This is a genomic window from Cobetia sp. 5-11-6-3, from assembly GCF_013374055.1.
GTDB lineage: Bacteria > Pseudomonadota > Gammaproteobacteria > Pseudomonadales > Halomonadaceae > Cobetia > Cobetia marina.
In genome coordinates this window covers 148,296-173,645 of sequence record NZ_BLWJ01000003.1, presented here as the reverse complement: position 1 = coordinate 173,645, position 25,350 = coordinate 148,296, and the positions used below count along the sequence as shown (strand labels likewise).

Annotated in this window: 18 protein-coding genes and 5 tRNA genes; 9 read left to right on the top strand and 14 right to left on the bottom strand. The window is 62.5% G+C overall.

Features of this window, described 5'->3' with window-relative positions:
• Nucleotides 1-287 precede the first annotated feature (287 nt).
• Nucleotides 288-2,132, top strand: coding sequence for a dihydroxy-acid dehydratase (gene ilvD, locus HXS66_RS06605; RefSeq protein WP_136938759.1), 1,845 nt, complete (start codon nt 288-290; stop codon nt 2,130-2,132).
• 176 nt (nt 2,133-2,308) lie between these two features.
• Here the strand turns inward: ilvD and HXS66_RS06600 are convergent, their stop codons facing one another.
• Nucleotides 2,309-3,871, bottom strand: a complete 1,563-nt coding sequence (locus tag HXS66_RS06600; RefSeq protein WP_176503128.1) for a sensor domain-containing diguanylate cyclase — start codon at nt 3,869-3,871, stop codon at nt 2,309-2,311.
• A gap of 649 nt (nt 3,872-4,520) precedes the next feature.
• A complete protein-coding gene (locus HXS66_RS06595; protein ID WP_176503127.1) occupies nt 4,521-6,116 on the bottom strand; it encodes a helicase HerA-like domain-containing protein in 1,596 nt (531 codons plus the stop codon).
• Between the two features lie 637 nt (nt 6,117-6,753).
• Here HXS66_RS06595 and HXS66_RS06590 point away from each other — a divergent pair.
• Entirely contained in the window at nt 6,754-7,113 is a 360-nt protein-coding gene (locus HXS66_RS06590; RefSeq protein ID WP_065392586.1) for a hypothetical protein, read from the top strand.
• A gap of 181 nt (nt 7,114-7,294) precedes the next feature.
• Here the strand turns inward: HXS66_RS06590 and nudE are convergent, their stop codons facing one another.
• On the bottom strand, nt 7,295-7,924 hold the full coding sequence (nudE, locus tag HXS66_RS06585; RefSeq protein WP_176503126.1) for an ADP compounds hydrolase NudE: 630 nt from the start codon (nt 7,922-7,924) through the stop codon (nt 7,295-7,297).
• A gap of 215 nt (nt 7,925-8,139) precedes the next feature.
• Here nudE and HXS66_RS06580 point away from each other — a divergent pair, with 215 nt between their 5' ends.
• From HXS66_RS06580 to HXS66_RS06565, 4 genes are all read left to right on the top strand, one after another.
• Nucleotides 8,140-8,829, top strand: coding sequence for an HAD-IA family hydrolase (locus tag HXS66_RS06580; RefSeq protein WP_077374965.1), 690 nt, complete (start codon nt 8,140-8,142; stop codon nt 8,827-8,829).
• Nucleotides 8,829-9,221 (top strand): RNA-binding S4 domain-containing protein, encoded by a 393-nt coding sequence (locus HXS66_RS06575; RefSeq protein WP_077374962.1) that lies wholly within the window; start codon nt 8,829-8,831, stop codon nt 9,219-9,221. The genes HXS66_RS06580 and HXS66_RS06575 overlap by 1 nt, the downstream gene beginning before the upstream one ends.
• A 210-nt stretch (nt 9,222-9,431) precedes the next feature.
• Nucleotides 9,432-10,358, top strand: coding sequence for an Hsp33 family molecular chaperone HslO (gene hslO / locus HXS66_RS06570; RefSeq protein WP_176493583.1), 927 nt, complete (start codon nt 9,432-9,434; stop codon nt 10,356-10,358).
• A gap of 469 nt (nt 10,359-10,827) precedes the next feature.
• Nucleotides 10,828-12,387, top strand: coding sequence for a phosphoenolpyruvate carboxykinase (locus HXS66_RS06565; RefSeq protein WP_084208062.1), 1,560 nt, complete (start codon nt 10,828-10,830; stop codon nt 12,385-12,387).
• Between the two features lie 121 nt (nt 12,388-12,508).
• Here the strand turns inward: HXS66_RS06565 and HXS66_RS17560 are convergent, their stop codons facing one another.
• Nucleotides 12,509-13,378 (bottom strand): lytic transglycosylase domain-containing protein, encoded by an 870-nt coding sequence (locus HXS66_RS17560; protein ID WP_308478099.1) that lies wholly within the window; start codon nt 13,376-13,378, stop codon nt 12,509-12,511.
• Nucleotides 13,379-13,543: 165 nt separating this feature from the next.
• Complete coding sequence (locus tag HXS66_RS06555) at nt 13,544-15,274, bottom strand: proline--tRNA ligase (protein WP_077374956.1); 1,731 nt, start codon at nt 15,272-15,274, stop codon at nt 13,544-13,546.
• A 293-nt stretch (nt 15,275-15,567) separates the two neighbouring features.
• On the opposite strand from HXS66_RS06555, the gene HXS66_RS06550 reads away from it, so the two are divergent.
• Nucleotides 15,568-16,998, top strand: coding sequence for a hypothetical protein (locus tag HXS66_RS06550; RefSeq protein WP_176503125.1), 1,431 nt, complete (start codon nt 15,568-15,570; stop codon nt 16,996-16,998).
• A gap of 39 nt (nt 16,999-17,037) precedes the next feature.
• Here HXS66_RS06550 and HXS66_RS06545 read toward each other — a convergent pair whose 3' ends face one another.
• The 8 genes from HXS66_RS06545 to uvrY all read right to left on the bottom strand — a co-directional run bounded on the left by HXS66_RS06545 (nt 17,038) and on the right by uvrY (nt 23,556).
• Nucleotides 17,038-17,469, bottom strand: a complete 432-nt coding sequence (locus HXS66_RS06545; protein WP_167592971.1) for an STAS/SEC14 domain-containing protein — start codon at nt 17,467-17,469, stop codon at nt 17,038-17,040.
• Between the two features lie 158 nt (nt 17,470-17,627).
• Nucleotides 17,628-18,458 (bottom strand): formate/nitrite transporter family protein, encoded by an 831-nt coding sequence (locus tag HXS66_RS06540; RefSeq protein ID WP_170877392.1) that lies wholly within the window; start codon nt 18,456-18,458, stop codon nt 17,628-17,630.
• A gap of 330 nt (nt 18,459-18,788) precedes the next feature.
• A tRNA-Leu gene (locus tag HXS66_RS06535) sits at nt 18,789-18,873 on the bottom strand.
• A 375-nt stretch (nt 18,874-19,248) separates the two neighbouring features.
• Nucleotides 19,249-19,322: transfer RNA gene (locus tag HXS66_RS06530), tRNA-Cys, on the bottom strand.
• Nucleotides 19,323-19,431: 109 nt separating this feature from the next.
• Nucleotides 19,432-19,506, bottom strand: a tRNA-Gly gene (locus HXS66_RS06525).
• 237 nt (nt 19,507-19,743) lie between these two features.
• Nucleotides 19,744-20,292, bottom strand: a complete 549-nt coding sequence (gene pgsA / locus HXS66_RS06520; protein ID WP_077374945.1) for a CDP-diacylglycerol--glycerol-3-phosphate 3-phosphatidyltransferase — start codon at nt 20,290-20,292, stop codon at nt 19,744-19,746.
• Between the two features lie 244 nt (nt 20,293-20,536).
• Entirely contained in the window at nt 20,537-22,489 is a 1,953-nt protein-coding gene (uvrC, locus tag HXS66_RS06515) for an excinuclease ABC subunit UvrC (protein ID WP_077374942.1), read from the bottom strand.
• A gap of 401 nt (nt 22,490-22,890) precedes the next feature.
• A complete protein-coding gene (gene uvrY / locus HXS66_RS06510) occupies nt 22,891-23,556 on the bottom strand; it encodes a UvrY/SirA/GacA family response regulator transcription factor (protein WP_077374938.1) in 666 nt (221 codons plus the stop codon).
• Nucleotides 23,557-23,777: 221 nt separating this feature from the next.
• Here uvrY and HXS66_RS06505 point away from each other — a divergent pair.
• Together HXS66_RS06505 and HXS66_RS06500 are read left to right on the top strand one after the other, a co-directional pair.
• A tRNA-Ala gene (locus tag HXS66_RS06505) sits at nt 23,778-23,853 on the top strand.
• A 73-nt stretch (nt 23,854-23,926) separates the two neighbouring features.
• Nucleotides 23,927-24,002, top strand: a tRNA-Ala gene (locus HXS66_RS06500).
• Between the two features lie 171 nt (nt 24,003-24,173).
• Here HXS66_RS06500 and HXS66_RS06495 read toward each other — a convergent pair.
• Complete coding sequence (locus HXS66_RS06495; RefSeq protein WP_157109433.1) at nt 24,174-25,253, bottom strand: ABC transporter ATP-binding protein; 1,080 nt, start codon at nt 25,251-25,253, stop codon at nt 24,174-24,176.
• Nucleotides 25,254-25,350: the final 97 nt, after the last annotated feature.

The window sequence follows — 25,350 nt, the reverse complement described above, 5'->3', positions numbered from 1 at the left end:
AGCCATCGCGGCGTCTTTCACGCTGCCGCCGCGTACATGCGATGCTATCTGGTAGGCAAGCAGGGGCGGGACATGACAGAATTAAGCTCAGGCAGATAGCGGTGGCTCACATGCCCCGCATCTCCACTGGACACCAGGTCTGCGTCTTTTCACAAGCGAAGCGCAGCCTGATCAAAACAGAAGCCACTCCCGTGCGAAGGATCACCCGGACAAGCCCCGCGCTAGGGGATGTTCTCCGTCGATCGTTCTGCACAGGAGAGTGGCCAAGCATCATTGACGAGGACACCATGCCAGAGTATCGCTCCCGTACGACCACCGCAGGTCGTAACATGGCCGGCGCCCGCGCCCTGTGGCGCGCCACCGGCATGAAAGATGGTGACTTCCAGAAGCCGATCATCGCCGTTGCCAACTCCTTCACCCAGTTCGTGCCCGGCCACGTCCACCTCAAGGACATGGGGCAGCTGGTAGCGCGCGAAATCGAGAAGGCTGGCGGTGTCGCCAAGGAATTCAACACCATCGCGGTGGACGATGGCATCGCGATGGGGCACGACGGCATGCTGTATTCGCTGCCGTCGCGTGACCTGATCGCCGACAGCGTCGAATACATGGTCAATGCCCACTGTGCGGATGCGCTGGTGTGCATCTCCAACTGTGACAAGATCACCCCCGGGATGCTGATGGCCGCCATGCGCCTCAACATTCCGGTCATCTTCGTCTCCGGTGGCCCGATGGAAGCCGGCAAGACCAAGCTGCTGGACCACGGTCTCGACCTGGTCGATGCGATGGTCATCGCGGCCGATGACAGCGTCGACGACGAGACGGTCGCCGAGATCGAGCGCAGCGCCTGCCCGACCTGTGGCAGCTGCTCGGGCATGTTCACGGCCAACTCCATGAACTGCCTGATGGAAGCGCTGGGTCTGGCGTTGCCGGGCAACGGTACGGTGCTGGCGACTCACTCCGATCGTCGTCGCCTGTTCGAGAACGCCGGGCATCGTATCGTCGAGCTGGCACGCCGTTACTACGAAGGCAACGAAGAGCACCTGTTGCCGCGTGCCATCGGTTCACGGGCGGCGTTTGCCAACGCGATGACGCTGGATATCGCCATGGGGGGCTCGACCAACACCATCCTGCACCTGCTGGCCGCCGCTCAGGAGGCCGGTGTCGACTTCACCATGTCCGACATCGACAAGCTGTCCCACAGCGTGCCGCAGATGTGCAAGGTGGCGCCGAACACCCAGAAGTATCACATCGAGGATGTGCACCGTGCCGGTGGCATCATGGGGATTCTGGGCGAGCTGGACCGCGCCGGCGTGCTGGATACCTCGGTGCCGACCGTCTATGGCGACTCGTTGTCTGCGGCGCTGGAAGAGTGGGACATCATGCGCTCGCCCACCGATGAGGTGATCGAGTTCTATCGTGCCGGTCCGGGCGGGATCCCGACCCAGACCGCCTTCTCCCAGAGCGCGCGCTGGCCAAGCCTGGATGGTGATCGCGCCCAGGGCTGTATCCGCGATTACGATCACTGCTTCTCCACTCAGGGCGGCCTGGCCGTGCTCTACGGCAACATCGCACTGGATGGTTGCGTGGTGAAGACGGCGGGCGTCGATGACTCCATCCTCGTCTTCGAAGGCCGTGCCTATGTCTGCGAATCTCAGGATCAGGCGGTGGAAGACATCCTGGCCGACAAGGTCAAGGAAGGCGATGTCGTGATCATCCGCTACGAAGGGCCGAAGGGCGGTCCGGGCATGCAGGAAATGCTCTACCCGACGTCCTACCTGAAGTCCAAGGGACTGGGCAAGGCGTGCGCGCTGCTCACCGACGGTCGTTTCTCCGGCGGTACCTCTGGCCTGTCCATCGGCCATGCGTCTCCGGAAGCGGCGGCGGGTGGCGCCATCGGCCTGGTCGAGCACGGTGACACCATCCTGATCGACATCCCCAATCGCACCATCAATGTCCAGCTGAGCGATAGCGAGCTACATGCGCGTCGTGAAGCGATGGATGCGCGCGGCAAGGATGCCTGGAAGCCGAGCATCCAGCGCAATCGTCGTGTCTCCGCCGCGCTCAAGGCCTATGCCTTGCTGGCGACCTCGGCTGACAAGGGCGCCGTGCGTGATCTGAGCAAGCTGGATTGATCCCGTCCGCCAGTGCCGCCGTGAAGGTGCTGGCGGTCAGTGCCTGTTGAAGACCGGCAGCACTGATCACCAGGCAGGACGCCAATGACATGCAAACGGCCACCCCGAGGGGTGGCCGTTTGCATGTCTGGCATTCGAAGTGGTTGCCGTGCATTTCAGCCGCTCCGGGCCCTGAGTCAGTCAGTACCGGCAGGCTTTGGCGGCAGGGTGGTCAGCGTACCGGCGTCAAGCGGCATGACCGGGTCTGGATCGAGAAACCGTACCCGGTTGCATCCCTGGCGCTGGGCTTTCTTGAGCGCCTGCTGGGCACGGTCCATCAACTCGAGTCGATTGGCCAGTCTCATGGTGTCGGGGGCCGGATGATAGCCGGTCAGGCCGACACTGCAGGTGATCGGCCGATCCAGCCCTGACAGTTCGGCGGCGGCATGGCGGACGCGTTCGGCAAGGATGATCGCGCCGCTGGCATCGGTGCTGGTGAGGATCGCCATCAAGGAGTTGTCCTCACGCATGCACAGGAGATCGCTCTTGCGGCTGGCGTTGCGCAGGATGGATGCCACCTGCTGCAGAGGGCGTTCTCCCGCCACGTGGCCATATTCGCGCGTGTAATCCTCAAGGTCATCCACGCTGAGGATCAGGATGCACAATGGCTGGCCATGGCGTGCACTGCGCGCGATCTCGTTGTCCAGCTGTTGCTCGATCAATTCGAACGGCATCAGCTTGTCGAGTGTCGAGCCGGGGAGTCGGCCAGCGGCAGGCGAGCGAGTTTCCAGTTGGTGGCGCAGCTTGGTCAGGCTCGCTTCATGAGCACGGCGCTCGCTGATGTCTTCATGCTGGGAGAGAATGATCCCGGCGCGACTGTCGATCACCTTCAGCTCCAGCATCACGTCGATCATCTGGCCATGACGCCCGAGATAACGGTGTGGCTGCCGATATTCGCTGATGTCGCCCGTCCGCATGGCGCTCAATGCCTCGCGGCACGTCAGCATGTCCTGTGGGTGCGAGATGTCTTCCAGGGCACTGCATGTCAGTTCCTTTGGCTCCATGCCCAGCAGTCGGGAAAAGGCCGGATTCATGCGGGTCCAGTGGCCATGAAAGTCCATCAGGGCCATGGGCAGGCTGCAATGGGAGAACAGTCCTTCCATTTTCTGGTAGGCGAGACGCAGGTTGTCGAGCTCACTGCGTGTGCGCTCTTTCGCGCGCTGGACATCCAGCAGCTGGCCCAGTGCCGTGGCAAGCGTCTCCACCAGGGCTCGCTCACTGGCGGTGAAGTCCTGTTGGCGCGGTGTTTCATCGCCGAAGCACAGCGTGCCGGTCAGGCGACCTTCAGACCAGAGTGGCGCTGCCACATAGCTTTCAAAGGGCATGCAGGAATAGGCAGCGTGGGCGCGAGTGTCTTCTTCAGCGCTGATGTGGCGATGAGCCACGCAGGCAGCCTGCGCGATGACGCTGGAACACCAGGTCTCTTCCAGTGGGCATTCGCCTCCGACTTCTCGCCCAGCAGGGGGATTGACCGCCGCCATGATCTCATAGCGACTGGATTCTGCATGTCCGAGGATGGCGGTGGTCATGCCAAGCAGACGGCAACCGGCATCCAGATGGGCTTCCACGTGGCGTTCGTGGGAGGGCTCAGGTGTCAGGCTGAGCGCCAGCAGTGCCTGCAGGTGCTCTGGCAGCAGGGAATCATGGGGTCCGGCGTTGCCCGAAGGCAAGGGCACGGCAGAGAATGAGCTTGGCATCATGCGATATCCTTATCTGACATGCTGCAGGAGAGGGAGGCTTTCCATACCACACCTCAATATACGACTTGCCGTGAGACGTGACAGGCGAGGAAATCGATTGTCTCAACCTTTCGCAAACGCAGCGGGCAGTCTTTACAGGCTGACAAGGGCAGAGCCCCTCAGCGAGGGTCTCGATGAGGGGCTCCGAAATGAGGGCTCCTTGCCTTCGCCATGGATTGGCGTGTCTTCGCAAGGACGTTGATGGCGGTCTGCTGGTACTGCTCACGAGTCGTGGGCGGGAATCAGGCCGCCTCGGCCAGCGGTGGTGCCGGCTGCTGCTGAGCTTCCAGGTCTTCCAGTGCCAGTTCGATACTGAACCAGTTGCTGTCAAGCCAGTGATCGATCACTTCTTCGTTCATGCACATCGTGAAGCCTCCCCGAGAGTGTTGGCGAGCCATTGAGTGTATGGGTGTGCTGCCGGTAAGCAGCACTCTCCAGTATGGCTGGTTCCGGGAAGACGCGAGTGAAGATCGTGTGATGCCTTGATGTCAGTCAAAGACAGGCAAACCTGCAGGACATTGACCATGTATGCCTACCCATGCCGAAGCGTGGGCAGCCCTTCGTGGCAGCTGGAAGGGCGAGGCGGTCATTGTCTTGCCCGGTCAGCGCGTCAACGACGTGTGAATGAGCGAAGGAGGCTGCGAATCAGGGAGCGTCCCAGCTGCGACCCCAGCGCGCGCATCACCGATTTCAGCAAGGTTTCCATGACGCCCTGGCGCTTGCGACCACCTCCGGTGTCCCGAGAGGGCCTGGCGGCAGCGGGCGGCCGGGTGGCTTGCGCCCCTTCAGACCGGGCTTCTTCAGAATCAACGTCTTCCGATGGACGCTGGCTTGGGTCACGGTCTGCCTCCCCGGGCCTGGTCTTGTCAGGCTCACGGGGGTTCGTGGCATGTGAGGCTTGCGCCTGGGCGGCAAGTCGCGCCTCCAGTCGCTCATGGGCGGACTCACGATCCACGCGCTCGTCGTAGCGCCCGGCCAGGGAGGAATCGGCCAGCAGCGTGGCACGCTCCGCGTCGCTCAATGGACCGATGCGTCCTCGCGGCGGGGCGATCAGCGTGCGTTCCACCTGCGTCGGTGTGCCGTTGGCATCGAGTACCGAGACCAGAGCTTCGCCTACGCCCAGTTCCGTGATCACCTGCGCCGTATCGAGTTCCGGATTGGGGCGGAAGGTGTCGGCGGCCGTCTTGACGGCCTTCTGGTCACGCGGTGTGAAGGCGCGCAGCGCATGCTGGATGCGATTGCCCAGCTGACCGAGCACCTCATCGGGGATGTCGGCGGGTGACTGGGTCACGAAATAGACACCGACGCCCTTGGAGCGAATCAGGCGGACCGTCTGCTCCAGACGCGTCAGCAGTGCCTTGGGGGCTGAATCGAACAACAGGTGCGCTTCATCGAAGAAGAACACCAGTACTGGCCGGTCGGCATCCCCGCGCTCGGGAAGCTCGCGGAACAGGGTGGACAGAAACCACAGCAGGAAGGTGGTGTAGAGACGAGGGCTCTGCATCAGCTCGCGACCGTCGAGCAGATTGATATAGCCACGGGCCTGCTCTGCATGCCCGCGCGTCGCCAGCATGTCGTGGATATCCAGTGCCGGTTCGGCAAAGAAGCGTTCGCCGCCCTGCGTGGCCAGGACGTGGACCCGACGCAGCATCGCCCCCAGGCTCTGGGGACTGACGCTGCCGTAACGTGCCTCGAAGCTGTCACGCTCGCGCTCGATGTGCTTCAGCAGGCTGATCAGGTCCTTGAGGTCGACCAGCTCCAGACCCTCACGCTCGGCGTGATCGAAGGCCAGATGCATCAGGCCGCCTTGGGTCTCGTTGAGCTCCAGCAGACTAGCCATCAGCTCGGGCCCCATCGATGCCACGCTTGCGCGAACCGCGTGACCGCTCTTGCCATGGAGGTCCCATAGTCTGACGGGGGCGGCGTGCGGCTGCCAATCATCGATCCCCAGGCTGTTCAAGCGCTCATCGATGCGAGGATGGGGAGTGCCGGCGGCAGCGATGCCGGAAAGATCGCCCTTGATGTCGGCAGTGAACACCGGCACCCCCATGCGCGAGAATTCCTCGGCCAGTACCTGCAGGGTGACGGTCTTGCCGGTGCCCGTCGCGCCCGCCACCAGCCCATGGCGATTGGCCAATGCTGCGTCCAGCGTGATGTGGCCTGCCGAACCTTGTCCCGCGCGGCCCCCTATCAGCACATCTGGCATGTGATTCTCCTGTCGTGGTCAGCATGTCGGTGGCGGTGCCCGTAGAGAGGATGATGCTGTGCACTGCGAGTGGCCGCGAGGAAGTGTCCTTGCTTCTCAAACAGAGTTACAAAATGTTTCGTTGAGTAAAATACTGCAAGCGAATCTTGGGCATCCGATCGCACTGGATGGCTGCATCGTCGGGCTGGAGCCTGCTGCCGTGCTGTCCTGGAGCGGGGTAGGCGCTAATTAAACGCGACGCGATGATTCACTCTTGTACAAGTAATTCTCTGGCAGATCATTTTTCTTTCCTTCCTGTGCTTGAAACTCAGCCCAAGTAGTTCCATATCTTTAGGCATCAGACGCTGTGTGATGGAACACGCTCGATCAGATCAATGTCATCACTCGCCAACTCGTCACGCTTTCACGGTACAACTCTAGTGACGGTTTTCGAGTGATCACGAGCTCTGACGATGTCACGACAGGATGTCTTGGCAACCCTTATCCGCAAGACGCAGGTGAATCGCTCGCCCGTCGTCTTGCCTGGCCCGGATGACAGAGGATCACTTCGATCCCGATGCATGCCGCGGCTCAACGGCAACGGTCGAGTGAATCATCTGCTCGCCTTTTGCATCAGACCGCTACTGGAGGATGGATCATGAACAAGCTGACTGCTGCACTCATCGCAACTGCCTTTGCACTGCCGACCGCCGCTGCCTATGCCGATCACCACGAATCCAGCAATACCGGTTCCGCCAATACCGGTGCTCACTCCACCAAGGTAGAGGGTGGCACAGCCGCTGGCCATGAAGGTGGCATGGTGCAAGACGATGCCGAACGCAATACCGAAAGTGGTTCTGCCAACACCAAGAAGGATTCCATGATGGTGGAAGGCGGGACCGCACAGTCTGAATCCGCCAAGCACGGCAAGGTGATGGACGAAGGCGAGGACCACATGGGTGTGAGCCCGGAGTCCGGCTCGGCCAACACTGCCGATGGCAGCATGAAGACCGAGTGAACGTCTTCTGATCCCGAGGATGACTCGGGTACGGCATGATCTCGTGGTGTGTCCGGGCAGGTCGCCAGCACGATCCGTCCACTGACATCACGGGTGAAACGACAAGCCCCCGCCATTGGCGGGGGCTTGTCGTTGTCTGAAGAACAGCGCGAGAGGGCAGGGCCAGGGCACGCCCGACGCCTTACCACCAGTCGGGGCTATGGAGCGCCTCGCCGGCCAGCAGGCGCTCCCTGGCCATGAAGAGGGCGGCGATGGCCCGCGCCTCGTGGAAGTCCTCGCGTGCCAGCAATGCCGGCAGCTCGTCGAGGCGATGGCGCTCGACGACCAGAGGTTCCGGCTCATCCCCCGGCAGACGCTTCTCGTACAGGTCACGCGCCAGCATGACGTTCATGCGGTGATCCATGTAGTTGGGTGCCAGGCTCAGTTCGGCCAGCGGCTCGATGTCGTGAGCGCCGAAACCGCACTCCTCCATCAGTTCACGGTTGGCGGCGGTCACCGGGTCTTCGCCGGGGTCGATCAGCCCCTTGGGCAGGGTCAGCACGTACTGCTCCGGCCCGGCGGCATATTCACGGATCAGCAGTACGTGATCCGGGTCTGGCATGGCGACGATCATCACCGCACCATGGCCACCACTCTTGAGACGCTCGAAGCTGCGCGTCGCGCCATTCGAGAAGGTCAGTTCCAGCGCCTCGACGGTAAACAGCCGCGAGCGAGCCACCTCGCGTCGCGAGTCGATACGGGGGGGGGGCAGCGCGTCTCCATCGGCGTAGTGCCCGATGGTCGAGTGATCGGGGCGTGGCGCATCATCCATCGGAAGTCCTCAAGGCAGAGATCAAGAAGCGGGCGCCGGGCAGGCGGTCATGCCCGAGCCTCAAGCTGTCGCGCCCATCGTGGCAGGCTGTGCCGGGCAGGGCAATTGTCGTGAGCTTGCCGGCATCGCTGATGTCCCGTGTGGGCACATGCGCAGCGCAGGACCATGCTTTACACTATACAACCCCAAATTCCCCGCCGGCTGACAGACTACCGATGATTGACTGGACCACGATCGACACCGTGCTGCTCGACATGGATGGCACCTTGCTGGACCTGCATTTCGACAGCCACTTCTGGCTGGAGCACCTGCCACGCCGCTACTGTGAGCTGCATCGTCTCGATAGCGCGCTGCAGGCGGACCTCAAGGCGCGCATCATCAGCGAATCCGGCACGCTCAACTGGTACAGCCTCGATTACTGGAGCCGCGAGCTGAAGCTGGATGTTGTCGCGCTCAAGCGTGAGGTGCAGCATCTGATCGGGTATCGCCACGAGGCAGAGGACTTTCTCGCCTGGCTACGGGATCAACCGCAGCGCGTGGTACTGGCGACCAACGCGGACCGTCACGGGATCGAGCTCAAGTTCGGTCTGACCGGCATGGGCGATTACTTCGATGCCGTCGTCTCCTCGGCGGATCTCGGACACGCCAAGGAGGAGCAGGCCTTCTGGCATCGGCTCAACGAGATCGAGCCCTTCGAGCCGGCACGTACCCTGTTCATCGATGACAATCCCCAGGTGCTGGAGAGTGCGCGCACCTATGGTATCGCGCATCTGCTGGGCGTGCGTCAGCCGGACTCGAAGCGCGAAGCGCGTGACTTCGAGCACGTGCACGGACTGGACGGCTTTGCCGTGCTGACGGCGGGTGGCGGCCTTCATCTGGAACACGAGGAGCGCAAGGAGTCTTGATGAGTGACCAGGTACGCATCGACAAGTGGCTGTGGGCGGCGCGATTCTTCAAGACGCGCGGCATGGCCAAGAAAGCCATTGAAGGTGGCAAGATCCAGTACAACGGCAGCAAGGTGAAGACGTCCAAGACCGTCGAGGTCGGCGCCTTGATCGAAGTGCCGCAAGGTTGGGATCGGCTGGTGGTCGAAGTGCTGGCACTCAGCGACCAGCGCCGTGGCGCCCCCCAGGCGCAGGCACTCTATCAGGAGACGCAGGAGTCGCGTGCGCGCCGCGAACGGGAGGCCGAGGTGCGTCGCCTTGGCAATCAGGGCATGAGCCCGCCCGTGGGGCGTCCCGACAAGAAGCAGCGGCGCAGCATCCACCGCTTCCAGCGCCAGGATTCCGAAAGCTGACGACACAGGCTCTCGCCACCCTTGCGGGGGGAATGCCTGTGGACGTCACGTTGATACTTACCCAATTCATGACGCACGGCCCGGCCTTCGGTGCCGAAGCCGAGGCAGGCCTGCGTCGTCGCCGAGGTTCATCGCTGCCACCAGCTCGTGGTCCACGAGCTGGTGGCAGCGATGGCTCGGTTCGAGGAGCCCCCAATGAGTGATCACGACATGCAAGACCCTGACAAGCAAGCCGGCGACGCCCACGAAGAGACGGCGCCGAATTTCGATCAGATCCAGCGATTCCTGTTCGACGCCACCAATGTGCGCGGCGAGATCGTCACCCTGGACAAGGCCTATGCCGAAGTCCTTGATCGTCATGCCTATCCCCAGGCCATCTCGCGCCAGCTGGGCGAGATGCTGGCAGCGGTGGCGCTGCTGACCGAGACCATCAAGCTGGATGGCACCATGACACTGGAAGTGCGTGGCACGGGGATCGTGCGTCAGCTGATGGCCGAGTCCAATCCCGGCGGTGAGCTGCGTGCCATTGCCCGTCTCAGTGACGAGGACGTGCTGCCGACCGATGAAGCCACGCTCCAGGCTCTGGTGGGGCAGGGGCAGATCGTCATCACGCTGGACCCGCGTGACGGCAAGCGTTACCAGGGGATCGTGGCGATCGATCAGGACAGCCTCGCCGGCTGCCTGGAAAGCTACTTCAGTCAGTCCGAGCAGCTGCCGACGCGTCTGTGGTTGATGGCCGATGCACAGCGTGCCGGTGGCGTGATGCTCCAGCAGCTGCCTGACGACGATGCCAACAAGGACCCCGATGCCTGGGAGCGAGTCGTCCATCTCGCCGACACCCTCAAGGCCGAAGAACTGCTGGTGCTTGATCAGCAGGACGTGCTGCACCGTCTCTATCACGAAGAGACCGTGCGCATCTTCGAACCCAAGGCGCTGCGTTTCGGTTGTACCTGTTCTCGTGAGCGTCTCGGCGCGGCACTGCACAGCATCGCCGCGGACGAATTGCGCCAGATCGTCGCTGAACATGGTGAGCTGGCCACGCAATGCCACTTCTGCCATACCCGGTATTCCTTCAATGCCGCGGAAGTTGAAGCCATCATCGAAGACCCGGCTGCAGGCAGCCCGATCGTCCACTGAGTCCAGCAATCGCGCTGGCGCCAGCGCGGCCTGTTGGCCTGCCTTGCGTCAGCTCGGGCAGTGTTGGCCGAAGTCTCGGGCGGAGACTGTCGATGCGCAGCAGCTGTCGATGGGCAGGCGCTGTCGACGATGGGCAGGAGGGGCAGGAGTGCAGGAGGGACGCCCATCATGGGGCCAGCGGCAGGGGGGGGGCAGCCGAGCGATGTGAAATTGTCGGACATTTCGCGTCTCGAGTGTCAGTCAATGCGCTGTCGGGCGTTGCAGCAATCAGCGTTTCCGCCCGAGTCCCTTTTTGCCATAATGCCTTGCCAGTACGGGGCTGGACGCTCCGTTGCGGCAACATGGCCTCTAGGCCATGGTCGATTCCGGCAGCATCGTTCGATACCCCAAAATAAGCCTGCGGCATGTACCGCCGGCATCTGGCAAGAGCCATCAAGAGAGAGGGCGGCCCTGAGCCGCGGAGACGCGAATGAGCAAGCATCAAGACAGTGCGGTGACCACTCACACCAATCTCAGCAGCGCAGAGCTGATCGAGCTGGCAGTGGCTCGCGGCGAAGGACGTCTGGCCGACAACGGCGCGCTGGTCGTGGAGACGGGGGCTCGCAGTGGTCGCTCCCCGAACGACCGCTTCATCGTCGATGAGCCGTCCACCTCGGACGCCATTGACTGGGGAAGCGTCAACCGCCCGTTCAGCCCTGAGCGTTTCGATGCGCTGTGGGACCGGGTCGAGGACTACCTCGGTGCGCAGACAAGCTTCGTGTCCGAACTGCACGTCGGCGCCGATCTCGAGCATTACCTGCCGATTCGTGTCACCACGGAAACGGCGTGGCACAACCTGTTCGCGCGTACCATGTTCGTGCGTCCGGACAGCTTCAATGCCAAGGACAAGAGCGAGTGGACCATCCTCAACGCGCCGCACTTCGTGTGTGAGCCCGAGCGCGATGGCACCAACTCCGATGGCGTGGTGCTGATCAACTTCGCACGTCGTCGCGTTCTGCTGGCTGGCATGCGCTATGCCGGCGAGATGAAGAAGGCCATGTTCTCGGTGCAGAACTTCCTGCTGCCGGAAAAGGACGTGCTGCCGATGCATTGCTCCGCCAATGTCGGTGATGACGGCGAGACCACGCTGTTCTTCGGTCTTTCCGGCACCGGCAAGACCACTCTGTCCGCCGATCCGGCGCGCCATCTGATCGGCGATGACGAGCACGGCTGGGGCGAAGGCACCGTCTTCAACATCGAAGGGGGCTGCTACGCCAAGTGCATCGACCTCTCCGAGAAGAACGAGCCGGTCATCTGGAATGCCATCAAGTTCGGCGCCGTGCTGGAAAACGTGGTGCTGGATGATCGTCGCGGTGCGGATTACGGCGACGACACTCTCAGCCAGAACTCGCGTGCGGCCTACCCGCTGGAGCACATCGAGAAGCGCGTGCCGGAAAATCGTGCCGGTGAGCCGAATGCCATCGTCTTCCTGACCTGCGACATGTCCGGTGTGCTGCCCCCGGTGTCCGTGCTCAGCAAGCAGGCGGCCGCCTATCACTTCCTGTCCGGCTACACCGCCAAGGTCGGCTCCACCGAGATGGGCTCCACCGCCGGCCTCGAGGCGACCTTCTCCACCTGCTTCGGCGCGCCGTTCTTCCCGCGCCCGGCGCGTGAGTACGCGGATCTGCTGATCAAGCGCATCGAGGCGTTCGGCTCGCGCGTCTATCTGGTCAACACCGGCTGGACCGGTGGTGCCTACGGAGAGGGTGGCTCACGCTTCTCCATCCCGACCACCCGCAGCATCATCAGCGCGATCCAGAACGGCGCACTCGCCGATATCGAGACGCGTCACATCGACGTGCTCAACCTGGATGTGCCGGTGCGTGTGCCGGGCGTCGATTCCAGCCTGCTCGACCCGCGCGAGACCTGGGAAGACCGCGCTGCCTATGACAGCAAGGCGCGTGACCTGTCCGCCAAGTTCGTCGAGAACTTCAAGAAGTTCGCCGGTGTGGATGAGGCGATCATCGCGGCGGGCCCGGCGCTGGTCTGATCGGCCGCCGTTCTCGCGATACGCCAGATGAAAACGCCTCGCTCGGGTGACCGAGCGAGGCGTTTTCATGTCCGGACAGCGATGACACCGCTTTCGGATCACGGCTGCGACATGGCGTGGCTCAGGGGCTGCCACCGGCGGCCAGAGAGCGACTGGCAGGCGCATCCAGCGCCTCTTCGTCTGACAGCGGGTTGCCGGTGGTATTGGCGCTCAGGATGGCCTTCGTCGCCAAGGCGTCCTGTGGTGCCACCCTGCGCTCGTCGTGGGCCGTATCAGGAAGCTCGGGCATGTTCTCTCCGGGCATTTCATTGTCCGGCAGGCGCTCGGCGACGAAGGGAGCGGGAGCCTGATACCACCAGCGGGTGGTCCAGGCGCGCATCACCCGCTCCGGGTACCAGGTCTTGCCGAGACTGCCATTGTAGCGGGCCAGAGCATCGGTGATGTCGCCCTTCTCACGCTTGAGGTAGTGGGCGAGGATGGTGGCGCCGTAGCGCAGGCTGGTGTCCTGGTCGAGCAGGTTGTCGCCCGGCTCGCCGATCTCGCGCTTCCAGAATGGCATCACCTGCATCAGCCCTCGCGCGCCGGCATGGGATACCGCCGTCGGCTTGAAGGCGCTTTCCACCTGGATCACGGCCAGAATCAGCTCCGGTGCCAGCCCCGTGCGGGTGGCTTCGCGGCGGATCTTGCGCAGCAGGTCGATCCGGGCGGCGCGATCGGGCATGTAGCGCTCCAGACGCTGCTGCATGCTCAGCACCCAGTGCAGGGCATCGATGGGGTCGTCGAAGGCTTCAGGCTCTGCCAGCGCTTCTCTCAGGCTTTCACGCAGTGCCGGAGAGAGGCCGTGCTCGGGGATGGCGGCCGCAGCATGGAGGGGCGCGCTCTGCAGCATGGCTACCATGCTGCCCACCACGAGACAGGCTGCTCCCGCCAGGTGGCGGAGCAGGCGTTGATGGTGTGGAGTACGAGCGCCTTCGGGGCGTGGTGTGGTCATGCGCAGTCCCTGCGTATCGGTCATGCCGGCATTATGCCGTGTTCGCGGCGTTGACGTTAATGACCCAGTCAATCAGCCGCCTGAAACGACGACAGCCCGCCCCCCGAGAGGGAGGCGGGCTGTCGTGCTTCGCGTCAAGGAAGCACCCTGGGCGGCGCCTGAGGCTTACTTGCCGCTGCGCTCGGCCAGGAAGTCCATCAGGTTGTCGACGGGGACCATGGTCGCGTCCGCGTCCGTGCGGCCCTTGTACTCATACTCGCCGTTGTCGAGACCGCGATCACCGATCACCAGACGATGCGGAATGCCCAGCAGTTCGCCATCGGCGAACTTGTTGCCCGGACGCAGGTCACGATCATCCAGCAGGACATCGTAGCCTGCGGCGGTCAGCGCCTGATAGACGCGCTCGGAGGTCTCGCTGACGCGCACGGACTTGTGGGCATTCATCGGCACGATGGCGATCTGGAAGGGCGCGATGGCTTCCGGCAGCACGATGCCGCCCTTGTCGTTGCCCTGTTCGATGGCCGCGGCCACCACGCGGGTCACGCCGATGCCGTAGCAGCCCATCCACAGCGGCTTGGCCTTGCCGTTCTCGTCGAGCACGGTGGCGTTCATGGCATCGGAGTACTTGGTGCCCAGCTGGAAGATATGACCCACCTCGATACCGCGCGCGATGTCGATCACGCCGTGACCGTCCGGTGACGGGTCACCCGCGACGACATTGCGGATATCGGCGACTTCCGGCAGCGGCAGGTCGCGCTCCCAGTTGAGGCCGAAGTGGTGCTTGCCTTCGATGTTGGCACCGGCACCGAAGTCGCTCATCAGAGCGACGCTGCGATCGATGATGATCGGCATCTCGAGTCCCACCGGACCCAGCGAGCCGAAGCCGGCGCCGACGGCGGCGCGCACTTCCTCGTCGCTGGCCATGGTCAGCGGCTCGGCGACCTGTGGCAGGTGTTCGGCCTTGATCTCGTTGAGCTCGTGATCACCGCGTACCATCAGCGCGACCAGCCCTCCCTCGACACCTTCGGCCGCCTTGACGATCAGCGTCTTGACGGTCTTCTCGATGGCCAGGCCATGCTGCTCGACGAGGGCGGCGATGGTCTTGGCATTCGGCGTATCGACCAGCTGCATGTCCTGAGTCGGTGCGGCGCGTTGCGGCGTCTCGCCCAGCGGTGCGGGCAGAGCCTCGCACTTCTCGATGTTGGCAGCGAAGTCGGAGCCGGTAGAGAAGGCGATGGCGTCTTCTCCGGAATCGGCCAGCACGTGGAATTCGTGGGAGCCGGTACCACCGATGGAGCCGTTGTCGGCGATGACGGGGCGGAAGTCGAGACCCAGGCGCGTGAAGATGCGCACATAGGTGTCGTACATCACCTGATAGGTGTCCTTGAGCGAGTCTTCGCTCAGGTGGAAGGAATAGGCATCCTTCATGATGAACTCACGGGAGCGCATCACACCGAAGCGCGGACGAATCTCGTCACGGAACTTGGTCTGGATCTGATAGAAGTTGGCCGGCAGCTGCTTGTAGCTGTTCAGCTCGCGACGCGCGAGGTCAGTGATGACTTCCTCGTGGGTCGGGCCGACGCAGTAGTCGCGCTGATGACGATCAACGACACGCAGCAGCTCCGGGCCGTACTGTTCCCAGCGACCGGATTCCTGCCAGAGCTCGGCAGGTTGCACGGCGGGCATCAGCACTTCCTGGCCGCCGGCGCGGTCCATCTCTTCACGGACGATGCGCTCGACCTTGCGCATGGTGCGCAGACCCAGCGGCATCCAGGTGTAGAGCCCGGAGGTCAGGCGACGAATGAAGCCGGCACGCAGCATCAGCTGGTGGCTTATGACTTCAGCATCGGACGGGGTTTCCTTGAGAGTGGAAATCAGCAGTTGACTGGCACGCATGGGCTCAGCGATCCCTCGACTTGTCGCTTTGATCGGTACGCTTCGCAATCGCGAAGCAAGAACAGGCAGGACTTCGGCACGCCAACGGCGGGCGTATCAGCGAAGCAGACTGGGGGCATTGTACTGCCGCGAGGCTTTGTGGGGCAAAGTGCTGCGACAGACTGGAAAAAAGTGCGCCGGCCTGCCGATACTGGTGCAGGGCGCAGGGCGTCCTGTGTCAGAGGCATGAGGGCACTGCAGGACGAAGACTGCCTCGTCAGGTGACGGGGAGGGTCGCACAAGGAGAGGTGGACATGGCGTCACAGGATCATCACGCAGGATGCGCGCCCGTCAGACGACACCCGCGGTGGCGGACCGCTCTGGTGCTGATGGTGCTGGTGTCATGTCTGGGGCTATCCCTGTGGCTGGTGAGCCACCATCTGCCGATTCCCTTCGTCGATGAGGGAGTCCATTTCGCGCAGATCCGCCAGTTTCTGGAGGGCGACTGGCATCAGCATCCCAAGCTGACCACGCTGACGCTCTATCACGCCAGCATGGCGCTGGTACTGATGACGCTCCAGACGCTCGGGGACTGGCTGAATCTGCCGCTGGCGACAGCCACCATGACGGGGCGCTGGCCACAGATGCCGTCGGTGGACTGGGTGCGCGGTCTTTCGCTGGTGGGCTTCAGCGTCATGGCGTTCCTCCTCTGGCGGGCATTGCCGCAGGGCTACCGGCGTCTCGCTCCTTCGCTGGAGGCGCACGACGCTCGTCACCAGGCCAGCCGTCAGTGCTGGCAGTGGCTGTGGCTGCCGATCATCTTTCCCTATCTGGCGCTGGTGTATACCGACCCCTGGATCATCGCGCTGGTCGCGTTGCAGCTCGTCGCACTGGTGCGAGAACAGCGTCTGCTGCTGCTGGTATTGATCATGGCGGGATTGGGGTTGCGTCAGGACAGCATCGTGCTGCTGGGGTTGTGGGGCGGCCTGCTGCTGTGTCTGACCCATCACAAGGCCGTGAGCGGGGCGCGGATGGCAGGACTGGCGACTCCCTTGCGCGCGCCGCTCTCTCGGCTCTCCACCTGGTGGGCACTGTTCATCAACTGGTGGTGGGTGCTCGGGCTACCGGTGGTCGCCTTTCTCGGCTTCCTTCTCTGGAATGGCGGCATCGCCATGGGAGACACCACGCGCCATCAGGCCGGTTGGCACACCGGCAATCTCGGCTATTACCTGGCGGTGATCGGCATGGTGTTCCTGCCGCTGTGGCTTTCGGACCTGCCGCGTCAATGGCAGGGGATGAAGCGTGCATGTTCGCGGGAAGGATGGCGGCGAGAAATGCCGTTGTTGCTGCTGGCGGTCGGCCTGTGGCTGGTGCTGGCAATGAGCTTCGAGCTGACCCATGACTACAACTTCCAGCGCTGGACGATTCGCAATGTCTGGCTGATGTGGTGGAACGAGCACCCGGTCGCGCGCTGGATCACCCTGCTGATGTCCACCAGCGTGGCCTTCTGGTGGCTGAGAGCACCGTTGAGACTGGGGCATGGTGGGCTGCTGCTGGTGATGCTCGCGCTGATGATCTGCACGCGGGAATTGATCGAGACGCGCTACATGCTGCCGTTGATCACCGTGTACCAGCTGCTGCGTGTGCCTGAGCGTCCCGCCGTGGAGCGCGCGATGACGCTGTGGGCCATGGCGATGGGAGTGATGTTGCTGGCGGGACTGGTGCTGACCCGCACCTTGCCCTGAAAGCCGCAGGGCGAGGGAGCAGGTGCGGACTGGAGGCTGTCAGGCCTCGTCGTGCTGATGGCGGGCTTCTGCCGAGGCGTGCGGATCGGTGCTCGGAGTGCTGCCACGGGGTGACTCGGCCACCCAGGCATAGGCGGCTTCTCGCTCGGCAGGCGAGAAGTGGCGGACTTCGATGGAGCGCACCAGATGCTTGCTGAATTCGGTGACGTGACGCAACCACTCGGCCTTGCTGATGATGGCCTCGCGTTCGAAGTCGCCAAGATGACGCAGGGCGTAGCCGATATCGTTGAGCAGCGCTGCCGGCGTGATCAGCCCGAAGCGCTCGATTTCCACCAGCAACGAGATGCGCTCATGGCGCGCGAGGCGCTCATCACATTCGCGGATCACGGGAGCGAGCGACGCCTGATCGATGCTGCCTTCCAGCCGCAGGGCGACGACGTGATCAGCGGGACTCTTGAGCAATGTCAGCATGTTGGGCTCCTGCACGTGAGCGTGGTGGGGGAGTGGGTCACACAGCCACTCTGACAGCGTTGTGACACATTTCAGTGTAGTCGCATGTAGCCATCGCAGCAGGCGCATCTGTGCGCCAGCATCATGGGGAGAGTGCCATGACGGCGTACCCCGGCCTGTCACTCACACCGTTTCGGACGCAGTCCGTACCACAATGGCAGCGCGACCAGCAGGCTGCCGCCCAGCAGGTTGCCGATGCCTGCCGGCAGGATGTTCCAGCGCATGGCGTCCCACCAGCCGGGGCCTTCTCCCGTCGGCATGATCATCGAGAAATAGGCCATGTTGGCCGGGCTGTGCTGGAAGTTGCCTGCCACGAACAGACTGACGGCCAGCACGATGGGCACGAACTTGTCGATGATGGTCCTGCCCATCACGGCGAGAAATGCCGCCATCCCGACCATCCAGTTGCCCAGCATTCCCGACAGCACCAGCGAGAACCAGCCTTCGGCACCTCCTGTCTGTTGATAGTGCATCTTCTTCGCCACCAGTTCGGCCAGCAGCTGATAGTGCTGGGGGGAGTAGACCTGTGCCACCGAGATCACCCAGCCTGTCAGCATCGTGCCGAGCAGATTGCCTATCCAGGCCAGTACCCAGAACTTCAGGCCGCGCCGCAGCATGTCACTGCGGGAGCAGTTGAGCGCACTGACCGGCAGGATGACATTGGCCTCGGTAAAGAGGGCGGCACCGGTCAGGATGACGAGGAAGAATCCGACCGAGAACCCGACCCCCTGAAGCAGCAGCTGCAAGCCATGTGTCTCGACCCCGGTCGACAGCAGGATGGAAAACAGCGCCCCCATGGTGATGAAGGCGCCGCCCAGCATGGCCAGTACCAGAATGCGGGGGGCTGACAGGGTATGGATGTGTTCGCAGGCTTCTCGACAGATTTCCTGTGCCACATCACGGGAAGCGATGAACTGGGCGGCAGGGCGGTGGGACGAATCGTCGGACATGGGGAGTTCCTTCGGCCATTTCATGAGGCGGCAATGAGGTGGGCGGCAATGAGGTGGGCGGCAATGAGGTGATGCGGCAATGAGATGATGCACACTCACGCGGGCTCAGAGGAAATAGACCTTGGGGAGCAGAGAAGCCAATTCAATCGCACAGGGCACCTGGCGGTGAGTATCGAGGAGGTAATGGCAGCTCAGCAGGGGGTGGCATCTGGCGAGGTTTCTGGACGACAGGCATGAAAAAGCGCCGCCCGGACATGATGAACATGACATGGCGACGCTCTTGAATGCTGCTTGAGTCTGTCCTGCTTGGCGTGGTGCTGCCTGAAGCGATGGTACGGCCAGCCGGACTCGAACCGGCACGCCCGAAGGCAGGAGATTTTAAGTCTCCGGTGTCTACCGATTCCACCATGGCCGCGCAGACTGGCGCATAACTTAGCATATTTCAGAACAAGGTCAACTTTAATGCGTGACATACGAGGGTTAACTGATTGTTCTGCAATCCCTTTGCCTCATCACTGAGGGCAGCGATGCACATGACGCGCGTTCGGGTATCCGGGCGGACAGGCGCAATGAATCCTCTGCGCAAGACGTGTGCGACAGGGGCTCAGGCAAGGATGAGGGATGAAAAGACCAGCGGGAAATGATGCAGGTACTGAAGGCGAAAATCAGAGAAGACCGACAGGGAGTGTCAGTGATTCAACAGATGAATAAAGTAGAAAAGCAAGACGACCAGGAGGGAAGGTGTCTTGTCCACTTCAGTGCAGGACAGGGGATGTCAGGCGTTCTGAAATGGAGGCTGGAGTCGGAATCGAACCGGCGTACACGGAGTTGCAGTCCGCTGCATGACCACTCTGCCATCCAGCCTCAATGATCGAGATGTCAGTCGAAACTGATGTCTGATCCGAGGTTTCTCTGCGCGTTGCGCAAGAGAATTGAGTCAATGTCGAAGTGCCGTCAAGGCCACCTGTTTCATTGGAGCGGGAAACGAGATTCGAACTCGCGACCCCAACCTTGGCAAGGTTGTGCTCTACCACTGAGCTATTCCCGCTGAACTCGAGGTCGAATTATACGGATAATTCCCATGCTGTCAAACAGTTAATGAAAAAATGTCTCGCAGACCTGGTGGTCGGAAACGACGACGCCCACCTGCCGAAAGGGCGGGTGGGCGTCTCGAGAACTGGCCTCTGCCAGTCGGGCAACTTGCTGGGCCTATGTCGTACTGAACATCCGTCATGCTGAACATTTGTCGTGCTGAGCATTCGTCATGCTGAACATGTGCCACGTGTCAGACGGAACGTATCAGTTCCGGCCATGCCGCACGCAGGTAACTGATCATCGACCACAACGTCAAGGCAGCGGAGATATACAGCAGGCCGAGGCCGGCATCGCCCCCGAGACTGCCTGGGGAGAAGTACAGCAGCATGAACAGTGCGAGCATCTGGGCAGCGGTCTTCAGCTTGCCGACCCATGAGACTGCCACGCTGCCGCGCTTGCCGATCTCGGCCATCCATTCGCGCAGTGCGGAGATGACGATCTCGCGACCGATGATGATCAAGCTGGGAATCGTCATCCACAGGCTATCGTAGCGTTCGATCAACAGTCCCAATGCCACGGCGACCATCAGCTTGTCAGCCACCGGGTCCAGGAAGGCGCCGAAGGGCGTCGTCTGATTCCAGCGTCGCGCGAGATAGCCATCGAACCAGTCGGTCACTGCCGCCAGGGCGAACAGCAGGGCGGTGACGGGCAGGCTCCAGTCATATGGCAGATAGAAGCACACCACCAGCAGCGGAATGAACAGGATGCGGATCAGAGTCAGGATATTGGGAATGCTCATCGTGACGGCACGAGTCCTTGCATGAAGCGTCGGGTGGCTGGGCGAAATCAAGGGCGACGCCCCGAAAGGGCAGATCGCTCCGCTAGCGCCGCACAAGTCGTCTATTCTAGCCTGCCGGTGAGGTATTCAGCCATGCCAAACCGCAGGATATTCAAGCCGACTTCCGTTACCCCTGCCTGTGCGGCAGGTTGAGGGTGACAGAGGTCGGCGTGGGGTGTCGATGCATCCCCTGCTGCATGATCGGTCAGCCGTGCAGTGCCTGATGGATCACCTCGGCAAGGGATTCGCTGATGCCGGGCACCCGCGCCAGTTCCGGCTTGGAGGCCTGCTTGACCCCCTGGAGTCCCCCGAAGAACTTGAGCAGTTCCCGGCGGCGCTTGGGCCCGACCCCCGCGATGCCCTCGAGGCTCGAGGTGCGGCGCGCCTTGTCACGCTTGGCGCGGTGGCCGGCAATCGCGAAGCGGTGCGATTCATCACGGATATGCTGGATCAAGTGCAGCGCCGGTGAATGGCTGTCGAGATCCAGGGTGTCATGCACCGTCTCGATGAACAGCGTCTCCAGGCCGGCCTTGCGCGTGGTGCCCTTGGCGACCCCGAGCAGGATGATGTCGGTCACGCCGAGCGACACGAAGACCTCACGCGCCATGTTGAGCTGACCCTTGCCGCCATCGACCAGCAGGATGTCAGGGCGCTTGCCTTCTCCCTCCTGCAGACGCTTGAAACGTCGCGTCAGCGCCTGCTGCATGGCGGCGTAGTCATCACCGGCCGTCACCCCCTCGATGTTGAAGCGTCGATAATCCGACTTGATGGGGCCCTCGTGATCGAACACCACGCAGCTGGCCACGGTCGCCTCACCGTGGCTGTGGGAGATGTCGAAGCACTCCAGGCGTTTGGGCACTTCCGCAAGCCCCAGAGCATCGCGCAATGACAGAAAGCGATTGGAGAGCTGCTGGCGGCTGGCCAGCTGAGTGGCCAGATACTGCTCGGCGTTGGTCTGTGCCAGCGTGAGCCACTGGGCGCGATGGCCACGTACCTGGTGTGCCACGCGAACGCGGCGACCGGCTTTCTCGCTCAGTGCACCTTCCACCAGCGGCGCATCCTCGAGTGCCAGTGAGGTGAGCACCTCATCGGGCATCTCGCGATCCTGACCCAGGTAGTACTGACTGACGAAGCCGGTCAACAGCTCGCTGCTGGTGAGGTCCAGTCCGTTGCCCGGCGAGAAATGACGCGCTCCGAGCATGCGCCCCTGGCGGACTGACAGCACGCTGATGCACAGTCCACCCGGGCGCTCGGCGAGTGCCAGAATGTCGGCATTGCCGGTGCCGGTATCGACATATTGCTTCTCCTGCATCCGACGCAGCTGGGCGACCTGATCGCGCAGGCGTGCCGCCTCCTCGAATTCCAGGCGCATGGCGGCATCTTCCATCGCCCGACTCAGCTCATCGGTGACCTGATCGCTCTGGCCGTTCAGGCACATCACCGCGTGTTCCATGTCGCGACGATAATCCTGCTTGCTGATGTAATCGACGCACGGCGCAGTGCAGCGGTTGATCTGATATTGCAGGCACGGACGCTCACGATGCGCGAATACCGAATCCTCGCAATTGCGCAGCCGGAAGATCTTCTGCATCAATGTCAGCGATTCCCGCACTGCCACGCTGCTGGGATAGGGGCCGAAATACCGGCCATCGTTGCGCTTGTGGCGCACGCGCTTGAACTCCAGCGCCGGATAGTCGTGATGCTGGCTGATGAAGACGTAAGGGTAGGACTTGTCGTCGCGCAGCAGGATGTTGTACGGCGGGCGCAGCTCCTTGATCAGGGTCTGCTCAAGCAGCAGCGCTTCCGTTTCGCTGCGGGTGATGGTGACCTGGACATCCGCGATGCGCCCGACCAGTGCCTGGGTCTTGGCATTCAGGCCGGTATTGCGGAAATAGCTGGAGAGGCGTGCCTTCAAGCGCTTTGCCTTGCCGACATAGAGCACCTCGCCGGCGGTATCCAGCATGCGATAGATACCGGGCGCATCACTGACATGCTTGAGGAAGTGGCGCGGATCGAAGTCATTCGCCTCGGCCGCCGGGGCGGAGGCATCGCTGGTGATCAGACGACTGGACACCCGAGCGGCGTCACTGCGCTCGCGGTTCGCGTTGGACTCGTTGGCGGATTCCGGTGGCGTGGAATCGGGATGCTGCTTGGCCATGGGGTTCCTCGTTCGGAGATGTCGCCAGTCTATCAAACAAGCCGAAGGCCCGATCAAGGGAGCTGCATGTCCATCTTCAGGTGCCGTGGCTGTCTTCAGGGGCAATGCGCATCGGCAGGCAAACAGATCAGATTGGGGCGGGTGTCCCGCGCAGCAAGGGGGCAGGAGACGCGGCGGGGTGGGATGCCCGGCGATGTCGGGCGCCGCCATGCCCATCGAGAGATGCCAGGCGAGCGATGCCCGTGGAGAGATGCCAGTGGAGAGATGCCAGTGGAGAGAAGGAAAGGCCAGCAAGACGATCGGGAAAAAGCCCACGGCCCGACGATGCCTCCCCTGGGGGATGGTGTCATCGGGCCGTGGGCTTTCCCGTCAGCGAATCACTTCGCTGTCGCCTGCGTGGCTCAATCCGACAGCGGCCGAGCCTCGAGAGCATAGTCGTCGAGCAATTGATGGCGCATGGCCAGATGCGTCATCTCGACGTCACTGGTCACGCCCAGCTTCTCGAAGATGCGATAGCGATAGGTATTGACGGTCTTGGGGCTCAGGTGAAGGCGGTCGGAGATCTCGTTGACGCGATGACAGTTGACGATCATCAGCGCCACCTGCATCTCGCGGGTCGAGAGCTGCTCGAAGGGATTGCTGCACCCGGTGTCCATACCCGAGAACACCAGGCGTTGCGCGATCTCCGGGGTCAGGTAGCGTTCGCCACCGGCGACTCGGCGAATGGCGCGAATCATTTCATCAAAGGGCGTGCCCTTGGAGATGAAACCGAAGGCCCCTGCTTCCAGCAGGCGTTTGGCGAAGGATTCCTCGAGATAGGCGGTCAGGACGATCACGCGAACTTCCGGCAGGCTGCGAACGATCTTGCGCGTGGCTTCAAGTCCATCGACGCCGGGCATGCGAATGTCCATCAGCACGATATCCGGACTGTGCTCACGGCAGAGTTTGATCGCGGTTTCGCCATCCGAGGCTTCTGCAATCACCTTGAGCCCATCCTCTAGCTCAATGGTACGGACGATGCTGGTACGCACCAGGTGGTGGTCATCAGCGACAAGAACCTTGATCAAGGCGGCTCCAGTAAAGATGTCATCAGGCGTGTTAGTTAGTATGGCTTTCAATGTACCCATTGGCCATGGGCTTGTCGATGCCACTGTCATCCCGTGCGTCGCATGCAAGATGACCACCCTTCATCAGCGTGCTTCGTGACGGTGAACGCGGGAAATCGCTGCAAAAATAAGGGGTTGACGGCTTGTCATGTGGTCTGTAGTATTCGCTGCATCGTGAGCACGGGGCCTTAGCTCAGCTGGGAGAGCGCAACACTGGCAGTGTTGAGGTCAGCGGTTCGATCCCGCTAGGCTCCACCATGTCACGAGATGCCAGCATACCGGCATGCAGGGTCAACTCTGCGAAGTATGGCGCGCAACTTGAGCGCGCAGTGGGGCCTTAGCTCAGCTGGGAGAGCGCAACACTGGCAGTGTTGAGGTCAGCGGTTCGATCCCGCTAGGCTCCACCAGAATATTGAAAAAGCGGCCATCCTTCGGGGTGGCCGCTTTTTTTTGGTTCATTGCCTCTTGCCCTTCACAGGGCCACCCCCGCCGTCGGCCGCCTGCGGTAACGCAGGCATCAGCAGCGCTCGCCCGAGCCATTCGCCGTGTCAGTGCCACGGCGATTGGCGGTCAAGCATTCACATTCCCGCGTCGCTGTCTTCCAGTCGTTCGAACAGGATCAGGTGATCGGCCTGAATGCGCAGACTGACGTCTTCCCCCGGGTGATAGTCATGGTGGCTGTTGAAGGCCGCCTCCACCTCACGACCTGACGGCAAGGCCAGGCGATACAGGGTGCTGGTACCGGCGAAGGTCGCGCTGAGCACGCGCGCCTTGAGATCACTGGTTTCCGCCTCTCCTTCAGCCAGTACTAGATCATCCGGACGCAGCAGCACGTCCACCGGTGTCCCGGCGTCATACGGATAGGCACGGTTGCCGCGGATCACCCCGAGTTCGGTGGAGACGCTTTCGTTGTCCGCCAGCGTGCCGGGGATGAAGTAGCCCTGACCGATGAAGTTGGCGACGAAGCGCGTGGCCGGCTCGTGATACAGATTGAACGGCGTATCCCATTGCTGCAGGTGCCCGGCATGGATGACGCCGATCTGGTCCGCCATCGCGAAGGCTTCATTCTGATCATGGGTGACCAGTACCGCGCTGATGCCGAGGTGCTTGAGAATCCGGCGCACCTCCTGGCTCAGCTGACGGCGCAGCTCCACGTCCAGATTCGAGAACGGCTCGTCGAGCAGCAGGATGCGTGGCTCCGGCGCCAGCGCGCGTGCCAGGGCCACGCGCTGCTGCTGTCCGCCCGAGAGTTCATGCGGAAAACGCTCGCCCAGATGCCCCAGACCGACCAGCGTCAGCAGTTCCGCCACCTTGGCATTGCGCTCGGCCTTCGGCATGCGGCGTACGCCGAACCCCACGTTGTCCGCCACGCTCAGGTGCGGGAACAGGGCGTAATCCTGAAAGACCATGCCGACGTGCCGCTCTTCCGGCGCCGTCAGCTGGGTGGCGCTGGAGAGCACTTCTCCCTCGAGGCGAATCTCACCGACCGCCACCGGTTCAAAGCCGGCGATCGCGCGCAGCAGGGTCGTCTTGCCGCAGCCGGACGGGCCGAGCAGGCAGGCGATATCCCCCTTGTTGAGAGAGAAATTGATGTCACGGGTCACCACGGTGGTGTCGTAGCGACATTCCAGAGAATCAATCTGCAGGAGCGGTTGCATGATGGCGGGTCGGTCCAGAAAACGAGAAGGGCAGCGAGTGGAACAGCCGGCGAGGGCATCAGGGGCGGGCGCTGAGCTCACGCGCCCGCCTGTCTGT